This window comes from Corynebacterium sp. UMB9976 (genome assembly GCF_030212265.1).
GTDB lineage: Bacteria > Actinomycetota > Actinomycetes > Mycobacteriales > Mycobacteriaceae > Corynebacterium.
This window is the reverse complement of the sequence record NZ_JASODY010000014.1, coordinates 45295-54558: the sequence shown is the minus strand read 5'-3', so window position 1 is coordinate 54558 and position 9264 is coordinate 45295. Positions and strand designations below refer to the sequence as shown.

Genomic DNA, 9264 nt, shown 5'->3' with positions numbered 1-9264 from the left:
AAGCGCGACATCGAATGCAACGGCTATGTTGAAGGGGCGAAAGCCACCGGGTGGAAACAAGCCATCAACCAACTAGCTGTGGCATACCCCGACCGATTCGCGGACTACTTGTAAACCAAGCCCCCGCACACAAACAATCGGACACTCTCGCCGGACCGTCTCGCGACAGAAGGTAGTCGTCCGCATGGCGCCCACGCGAGAGAACTTGCACCACCGGGAGCAACCGTTGCGCCAGTGGCACGATTCGCATGCGTCCTGACTTCGGGACTTTTTCTGTCATGCCCTCCGGGTGGGATCTCATCACGTGGATTCTCGGGGGCTCTTCCTCGAGGCACACGTCCCCAACACGTAGCGATCGTGCTTCACCCCACCTCAAACCTGTCAGGGCCAAGAACAGGACAACGTCACCATTAAAGCCGCCGATGGTTTTCACGAGGGCTTCTAGCTCCACTTCATCCATCGGCCTAATCTGATGGACTTTCTTTTTCCTTCGCGGAACTTCGACCTGCTGCATCGGATCATTCAAGATGTATCCCTTAGCCTCCGCCCACCGGAAAAATGCAGCGAGACTATCCGCGTACCGTCGCACTGTGGCAATAGATTTTCTCTTCCGCCAGGTGTCGATCAGCAGTTGTAGGTCTTGCGCTTTTATTCCCCGGATTTGGCGACGGCACATCGCTGCAGGCACAAGCCGCATCACCATTTGATCCATGGAGTATGTCGAGTCTGCGACTTCTTCGCTGCGAATCGAGAGCCAAACGTCAACCACCTGTTGCACCGAAGAACGACCAAGCCGCGCAGAGAACGAGGCGTCTGAGTATTTCAGACGCTCCAGCTCTTCCCAAGCTTTAGCCTCTTTCTGGGTGTCAAAGGTTCGAGATATCTGCTGGCCTCGGATCTTTACCAACCCTTGCCAGCGTTCCCCTCGTTTCCTAGCCATGCTTCACCGACTCTCAAGTAGGCGGCGCACATCAGCCCTCGCGTAGCGCACTACGCGCCCCTCAGCAATCACTGGCTGCAAAGGAGGCGATCCCAACCTGCGCCACGATGAGAGTGTGGAACGTGAAATAGACAGGATTTCTGCAACCTCACGCGGGGTGAGCACGGGCCCATAATCTGCCCAACGAACCGGACTACTTGCTGCCTTAGAAGACATCGCGACCGGCCCCCTTCTTCGACCTTTCGAGAACCCAGGACTCAATCTTGTTGTCGCTGATGAAGGGAGCTCGAACCCTTACAGGTGCCGGCTCGCCATCCGTCCGGACATACCCGATTCCGGCAGTAGCGTATCCATTAGATTCCGTAGCAGGTTCAATCATGTGCGCTTTCGCCCCTAGCTCTACAGCCCCACTTCCAAGCACTATGTCCACTTCTTGAGCCGACTCCACTCGCAGACAAACACGATTCATGAAATGCGGACGATATGGCCCGAGCATATCCTTCTGCGGCTGCTGAGCTGCCGCTAGAACATAGATCCCCGAGGAACGCCCCTGCGACATAAGCTGTTGCAGCGAGCTACGCACTGCCGTCTGCCACTTCCGGTCTTCCATGACACTCAAGGCATTAAACTCATCGATCACGAGCAAAATCACCGGATTATCGTCCGAGTGCTCAAAGCTCCGCCGACCGGCACTCTGACGACGCTGCATCACCCGAACAAGGTTCTGCAACGACCGCAGAATTTCTGGACCATCGAAAGCAACCGCTTCAAAAGCACCATCGACGCCCGCCAGTTCAGCACGCTTAGGGTCAATACCCCACAGCTGAGCACCGCGACCATCCATTCCGTACTGGGCCACAACACTCATGACGTAGCTCCAAAGCATGGATCCCTTTCCCGATCCCGTGGCTCCGACGATCAACGTATGACCAAGGTTGAGTTCTCGAGCAGCACCCGAGTCATCACGGCCGATCGGCAATTTCCCAACGGAACTTTTCGCTGAAAATTCACTCGCCTCAAACTTTTCGGGCGCAGCTTCACGGTTGTAGACCTCCACCTCTGCACATCCACGACCGATTGGAACAACCTTCACTTCACGTGCGCACAAGGCATCTCGGATCGCATCTGCACAACCCACGATGTCTTCGACGGTTCTACCTGGGTTCGGCCGTACTCGAAATGCAAACGCGTCCGCATCTATCTTCTTTCGAGAGAAAACACGCGGCCGGTGTCGGACCGTCCGCTGATCCTCGCCCGCCCCGCGTGTCTCAATGCGAGTAAGCCCCGCGCCATCCCACACCGGTCGAAGTCGTCGTGTCAGCCGAGAGGTGGGGCCAAAGTGAAACAGCCCCGCCATCAAAAGAGCCAACAAGCTGGTCCCCCAAGCGACCATCGCCAGCTTCGGATCTGTTTGCCCAATCGCCAATAACATCACTTCACCCCCGCATCCTTAATCCCATCCAGAACCACCGTCACACGAACGTTGAACTGGTCCTTCGGCATGACACGCAACTCTCCCTTACCGACCCCGCTGAGTACAGTGCCGAAGGGCAACTCAGGCAGCTCACGAACAGGCGACTCGACACGAACCGCCCCTAAAGATTGGCCATCAATGGCAACAGCTGCATCAAACGCAAAGACCTGCTTGCCGTTCTCGAAGACGACCGGCTCATCCGTAGCCTTACCGTCCCGATACTTGAACTTTCCCCGCGTCTCACCTGTGGGCACCACCTGAACCCGGCGGGCATCGTCTACTGGCAGCACTACTCCAGCCATGAAACTCTCCTAACTAGACAACTGAGCCGGTCCGCCTATTTAGCAGATCTTCATCTGCTTATTTAGCGGCTCAATATCGAAGGTATATCAGGAGTGCTTGCAGCGCAATGAAGTTCTAAGATGAGATCATGGCTCCCAACAGACGTTCCGGCCGCTACGACGCCGAAAGCTCGACTTCCTACGTTGTACGCACCAACCTCCGCCGCCTACGAGAAATGCGCAGGTTAACGCAAGATCAGGCTGTTTCCCGCCTCGAGCCTCCCCACCTGTCATCCAGCAGTCTCGGCAAGATCGAAAACGGAGACCGGAGCGTATCTATCGAAGAAGCAGTCCAACTTTCCGTCGCATATCAGGTCCCCCTTCAAGTCATCATCTGCCCCTGGGAACCACTAACCCCACAGCAATCACCTGCGTTATCAGGTGCTGACCGGATGACAGGCGTCCGAGATACTCAAAACTGGCTACTCAACTTCGAATACCCCCGCTACCCCACAACAATCGCTCGCGTTGGCTCTGCGCTCGAAGGGGCAGCCAATGCACTAGTTTTCCGAAACCCTGAAAACCTCGAAAAACTTGCAGCAGACCCCACCCCAAAAACGTTAAATTCGCTGCTCAACGAAGCCATCGAAGTAATTCTTGCACCCCTAGAAAAAGCCATCGACGCGCTAATTAACGACCTAGAAGACTGGCTCGGTTTTAACCCCTTCCAGCTATTCGAGGGATTCGAAGAGACCCCACAAAATTATTGGCCCCCTGAGCTTCAACAGCGGCTCAAACAAGCTCAACTTCAGGATGCCCCAGAGAAAATGGAAACACTCTGGAAAGCCCACCGAGCCATCTTGGATCAAGCAGACCAGTTGGAGAACGAGTACATGACAGACCTCATCTACGCCACACCAACCATGCCTGGCGATCTCAGCAGTTGGATCCAGGACCAGCTTCTAAGGTTGCAACAATGGCACCCTATCTACACTGCACTTCGAACAAACCTCCTGTAGATCCACCCCAACCCCAGACCGCTGACGCTAAAATCATGGTGTGACTACCACTTTCGATGACGTTTACAGCCAGCTGCTTTCGGACCTCCAGCGCATTGATACCGAACTCGGCCGAGACAAGCGCACGAGCCCTGAAGATCAGCTCAAGGTTCCTGTTCATAATCTCCTCACGAGCCTCGGCAGACTCCGTTCAGAGCAAATCAACGTCGCCACAGAACACCGCCAGCAACGATACGACCAAGTGGAGGGCGTTCGGCTCGACCTTGCTGTCAAAAATGGCCACGGCCAGCTTCTTGGCCACATCGAACTTAAAGCGCCTACTAAATCAGCGAACCCCTACCGCCCCACTGGGTGGACCCGCCACGATAAAAAGCAGTGGAAGCGCCTATCGAACCATTCCAACTTGATTTACACCAACGGTTGGGAGTGGACACTGCTGCGCTACGGATCCGACCGCCCACTAGCGCACGTCAGAATCGATCCGGACGCTGCCCCAGCAGTGGCTAAGACAACTCAGGCAGAGTTGCAGGATCTACTGCAGCAATTTCTCTCTTGGCGCCCCTCCACACCATCAACTCCAAAGGGACTCGCCGACACGCTGGCACCCCTCACACGGTTCCTACGTGACACGGTTATCGACGTTGTTACTGACAACGACCCAGACTCCCTAGACAAGCTTTACAACTCGTGGACAGCGGACCTCATGCCCGGTGCCACGAAAGCGCAGTTCGCCGACTCCTTCGCACAAACTTTTACCTACGCACTACTCTTGGCCCGCGTCGAGTCCGACGTTCCTGCTGAACAGTTCGACTCGAATTCGATTACACCCACCCTTCGGACCAACGGCCACCGTCTTATCAGTTCAGTCCTCGAACTGATGGCCCAACGGCAAAACCGCGAACTAGTCGAAGGCCCCGTAGCACTACTGGAAGCAACGATCGGCACTGTAAACGTCGATAAATTCACTCAAAAGGCGGACCCATGGTTGTACTTCTATGAAGACTTCCTCGCTGCGTACGACGAAAAAATGCGAAAAACCGCCGGCGTGTACTACACCCCGGTCGAAATCGTTGAGACACAGGTTCGATTGCTCGACGACGCGCTTAAAACGCGGTTCGGCCGCCCCGAAGGTTTAGGGGATGAGGCAACCAGCATCCTGGACAACGCAACGGGTACCGCTACCTACCCACTAGCAGTCGCACGCCGTGTCCTCGATCGAGCGGCATCACCCCAAGACGCCGCTCGCAGCCTCGCAAAACGCTTGTTTGCATTCGAACTACTCATGGGGCCATACTCCGTTGCCCACATGCGCCTAACCCAACTTCTGGAAGCAACTGGCGCAGACCTCGGAGCCGATGGTGTCCAGGTGTTCCTGACCAACTCGCTCACTGATCCAGGCGAGGTTTCCGGTGACAATGAGCAGATGTCAATCTGGGAGGTCCTCGAAGACATCAACGAAGAAACCCGCAAGGCTGGGCTTGTTAAAAATTCCCAGACGCCCATCCGGGTCATCCTTGGAAACCCCCCGTACGACCGCGGCTCAAAGGCCAAGACCCTTGGGGCAGGATCTACACAGTACAAAAACATCGTTTTAGAGGAGACCAATGGACATCCACCACTCCTCGAAGATTTTATCGAACCGCTGAGAGCTCGAAAGCAGGGTGGACAGGCAAAAAATCTTTACAACTCGTACATCTACTTCATCCGATGGGCGATTTGGAAAGCCTGTGAACAACGCCCTGGACAAACAGGAATCGTTAGCTACATCACTGCAGCTTCCTACCTAAGGGGACCGGGATTCGCCGGCGTCCGCGAACACATGCGGAGGATCTTTGATGAAGTCTGGATCATCGACCTGGGCGGAGAAGGCCGCGGGGCACGTCAAGAAGAGAACGTTTTCTCTATCCAAACTCCAGTCGCCATTTTCGTAGGAGTGCAACACCCAACCACAGCCAACGGCACCCCAAAGAAGAACGCGGACCGCCTCCGTCAAAAGGCTACAATCTACTACCGTCGAGTGACGGGGACGAGAAAACAAAAGCTTGAATCACTGGGCAGCATTGCGGCACCGTCACCCCGACATCACCCAGGTTGGGAAAAACTTCCCCTTACAGAATGGGGCGACAAGTTCGCACCTTCCAGCGCAGCTGCGCTGTCTGATGGGCTACCGCTCGACAATATCTTTCCTTGGAGCATCTCAGGAGCTCAGTTTAAACGCACCTGGCCTATTGCGGCCACCAAGGAAGCTCTAACCCTGCGCTGGAAACGTCTTTTTGAAGATGGTCCTGCCGATCCCGAGCTTTTTTCACCCGATCGAGACCTAACGACAGCCACTCAGAAAACCCATGCTGTCACCGGCGAACCGCTCCCACGGCTTTCCAACCCCACAGCTCAGGACTCCATGCTGGAACCAGTACGGTACGGGTACCGCAGCTTCGACCGACAGTGGTGCCTCCCGGACCACCGTGTAGGGACATACATCCGTCAGAGCCTCTGGGACACTTCGTCGAACGACCAGCTCTTTCTTTCGACAGTCACGACCACTCCTTTGAGTAAAGGCCCCGCCATCACGATCAGCCCCTACGTACCGGATCTACACTTTTTCAGGGGATCGTTTGGCGCTAAAAATGTACACCCCTTGTACCGCTCCGACGGCGTAGACCACCCCAATGTATCCTCCGAGCTGCTCCAGGCACTCGAACACCATTACGGCCGAACTGTTAGCGCTTTCGAAGTTCTCAGCTACGTGGTGGGGCTTCTAGGAACCTCGGCATACACCGAAATTTTCGAGGAAGAACTCACTGAGTCAGTTCCCCACGTGCCATTCACAGCGAGCGAAGAGTTATTTCAACGGGTAGTTGCCTTTGGCCGGAAAATTATCTTCGAGCAGTCATGGGGTGAAAGAGGCGGCGAACTCAACGAATTCGGACAGCCAACCGGGCAGCGATATAAAGGACGAGCCAGGATCGGCGAACCAACCCCGTCAGCTCCATACCCCCAATCATGGTCCTATACGCCCGACTCTCACGAACTACTGGTTGGGAACGGTCGGTTCGACCATGTTTCCCCCGAAGTCATGAATTTCGAAATTTCCGGACTCAAGGTCATTGATTCTTGGTTGGACTACCGCATGGCTCGCCCCACCGGGAAATCCTCATCTGGCTTAGGCCAAATCCAAGCCAACTTTTGGGAACATGACACCGAGCTGCTTGAACTTCTTTGGCAGATCGAATTCATGATTAACGCTGAGGTTGAAGGCCGCGACTTGCTTAATGAAGTCTTCGCCGAGGAGAAGATTCCGCCAACAGAGCTTGGGGTTCCAAACGATGCAGAACGCAAAGCACCTCCCCGAAGCAAGCGTGGCACGCTTCCCGAGCTTTAGCTTGACCACCGAAACCGCGCACACTGTTTGAGATTTTCTCTACATGATCAAGGCGGGCCCGACCAGCGGGCCCGCAAAGTGGCGCCGGCCACCTGTTAAAACTGCGTCCGGCGCCACTCTAGGAGCACACCAACTTCAGATCCCCCTGTGCTGCTAACGAATCTAACTACGCCGCTTTCTTTCTGGTCTTAGGCACGCGAAACTGGCGAAGCCCCCTCACTTCGCCAAGCAGCTTTTCCTCCGCCTCGTTCTATCCTCGAACTCGCTCGTCGACACTCCTCATCCGCCAAAGCCCACCCGATTCAGCTCGCAATACAGCATCCAACTGTTCCTGAGCCTGCTCAAGCAGCGTCATTTTCTCAGCGAATTCTCGCCGGGTCCGCACCAAATCCATCTTCCGCAGATCACACCATCCGCGACGGTGAACTCCCCCACGACTCTTCGACATTGTGCTGCTGCGAGCACCCCACCGGCGATGACACAAACGGCCACAAGCCATTGCCCCTCCAGAGCACTGACCACAGTTCATATCCCGAGCTGCACCGTCGAGGCGGTCGAAATGCTCCCGGGCACGCCAATCTCGCGCCCATTCGCCATCTTCGGATACGTCCTTCGTCACATAAGCCAATGCTTTTGCAAGGTATCGTGCGGCTTTCTTGCGGTCCTCGCCTGTTTTGATCTCTCGAATATCCAACGCCTTAGCACCCCATCGCCAACGGTTATCCACCACAACATCTGAAACCTGCTGACGAATGAGCTGCGTTACATCGCCTCCGTGTGAACCTGGTGCTGTAACTAGTGCATGCCAATCACACCGGGGAATGCGCAGGATCACATGGAGATGCAAAGCACCGCGCAATTGCCACTCCGAAACCTTCACGTAATCCATCGTCGGTAGAAGCTTTTTCAAACGCGTGTTCGTAGCATTCCACAGCCGCCCTACATTGTGATTCCACTGCACAGCTACATCGAAACGGTAGCTATCCAGATCAACGGCAACACCCCGAAGTCCTCGGTCTTTGTCTGCATGATGAAACTTCCCGCAACGACACCGCACTTCGCTTCTACCCTGCTTGGGAACCCGGTGAACAGCCCCGAACGACGGAGCTGTCAAGGTCAGTAGATAGAACGCATACTCGCCAACGCTCGACTCCAGCTCCTCGTAACCTGCCTTTAGCAGTCTCCGGTAGTCCCCTTGCGCCAAGTACGAGCACGATTCACACTGCTTTTTCCTTCTGCTTCCACAACGCACATGCTGTACTCGGCCGTCCTTATCTATTACCCGCACAGGCCTCGAGCAGGGGCCGACACGAACACGGCCTCGCTTTTCGCCTGCCTCGACATCACTCATCATCTGTCACCCGTCTGTCACCCGCGGTGACAAAACAAGGTGCACAAGACGCACACACCCTCACGCAAAAGCTGTAAAAGCGCAGTTGGCAGCTACCAGATATAGCTCTCTCTTCGTTCGGGACGAGGGGGTCGCAGGTTCAAATCCTGTTATCCCGACCACGTGATTGAAGCCCTGGCCTTTCGGCCGGGGCTTTAATCACACCTGCAGTTCATCGCCGGGCATACTCCATCACGTCGCCCCCCTACATGCCGCAGACCACTGTCCGATCTCGCAGCCCCGCTGATGGCGACACAGTCGTAAACTAGCCCTGAGGATTCATTCGACGCTGGTAGTCAGCCGTATCAACAGGGTCTCCAACCCGGTTCCCCGCAGCGTCGACAACCTCCACGTCGATCACCATCTCACGCATATACGCAGATTGTTGAGTAGTCCAGCCAAACTCCGTGGCATAAAAATCACCGAGATTGCCGCCCCACGGTGCGATGGCGGCAGGCCATTCATCAGCGCGTTCGATACCATTCGGGTCAATATGAATCGTCATGTGCCCATCGACGAGGCTCACCTTCGTCACAGCCTGAGCAAGAACCACCCCAGACTCCGCTCGCTCCTTGATCCAATTGCGCACGATGACATCTGGCTCTGAAGAATTTTTCATAGACATCTCCTTCAATTTGTAGTCTTCTCCCCACCTTAAAAGGCTTTTCCGTTGTTTCGGCTAACCGTCCACAAGAACTTTGAAGAAGACCTTAGGGACCGGTGCCGACATCAACTAAGCACTCGCCTAGGACACCGCACACCCCAAGCAGCATCCTGG

General features: G+C 55.4%; 7 protein-coding genes. 2 read left to right on the top strand and 5 right to left on the bottom strand.

The annotated features are described in order from the left end of the window. Positions 1-943: 943 nt before the first annotated feature. From QP140_RS10430 to QP140_RS07465, 3 genes are all read right to left on the bottom strand, one after another. On the bottom strand, positions 944-1156 hold the full coding sequence (locus tag QP140_RS10430) for a helix-turn-helix domain-containing protein (RefSeq protein WP_442875024.1): 213 nt from the start codon (positions 1154-1156) through the stop codon (positions 944-946). Then, a complete protein-coding gene (locus QP140_RS07470) occupies positions 1146-1997 on the bottom strand; it encodes an FtsK/SpoIIIE domain-containing protein (RefSeq protein WP_284758927.1) in 852 nt (283 codons plus the stop codon). The genes QP140_RS10430 and QP140_RS07470 overlap by 11 nt, the downstream gene beginning before the upstream one ends. Positions 1998-2371: 374 nt before the next feature. Then, positions 2372-2716, bottom strand: a complete 345-nt coding sequence (locus QP140_RS07465; RefSeq protein ID WP_284758926.1) for a hypothetical protein — start codon at positions 2714-2716, stop codon at positions 2372-2374. Positions 2717-2844: 128 nt separating this feature from the next. Between QP140_RS07465 and QP140_RS07460 the strand changes: the two genes are divergently transcribed. Together QP140_RS07460 and QP140_RS07455 are read left to right on the top strand one after the other, a co-directional pair. Next, a complete protein-coding gene (locus QP140_RS07460; protein ID WP_284758925.1) occupies positions 2845-3714 on the top strand; it encodes a helix-turn-helix domain-containing protein in 870 nt (289 codons plus the stop codon). A gap of 40 nt (positions 3715-3754) precedes the next feature. Further along, positions 3755-7096, top strand: coding sequence for a type ISP restriction/modification enzyme (locus QP140_RS07455; RefSeq protein ID WP_284758924.1), 3342 nt, complete (start codon positions 3755-3757; stop codon positions 7094-7096). A gap of 250 nt (positions 7097-7346) precedes the next feature. Here the strand turns inward: QP140_RS07455 and QP140_RS10385 are convergent, their stop codons facing one another. After that, the gene (locus QP140_RS10385) at positions 7347-8447 is read right to left on the bottom strand and encodes a replication initiator (protein ID WP_336620636.1); all 1101 of its coding nucleotides are present in this window, start codon (positions 8445-8447) and stop codon (positions 7347-7349) included. A 304-nt stretch (positions 8448-8751) separates the two neighbouring features. Further along, complete coding sequence (locus QP140_RS07445) at positions 8752-9105, bottom strand: proline racemase (protein ID WP_284758922.1); 354 nt, start codon at positions 9103-9105, stop codon at positions 8752-8754. Positions 9106-9264 lie beyond the last annotated feature (159 nt).

Coding starts and splice junctions, on each gene's coding strand:
- QP140_RS10430 (WP_442875024.1), bottom strand. CDS start 1,156: ATGTCTTCTAAGGCAGCAAGTAGTCCGGTTCGTTGGGCAGATTATGGG.
- QP140_RS07465 (WP_284758926.1), bottom strand. CDS start 2,716: ATGGCTGGAGTAGTGCTGCCAGTAGACGATGCCCGCCGGGTTCAGGTG.
- QP140_RS07460 (WP_284758925.1), top strand. CDS start 2,845: ATGGCTCCCAACAGACGTTCCGGCCGCTACGACGCCGAAAGCTCGACT.
- QP140_RS10385 (WP_336620636.1), bottom strand. CDS start 8,447: ATGAGTGATGTCGAGGCAGGCGAAAAGCGAGGCCGTGTTCGTGTCGGC.
- QP140_RS07445 (WP_284758922.1), bottom strand. CDS start 9,105: ATGAAAAATTCTTCAGAGCCAGATGTCATCGTGCGCAATTGGATCAAG.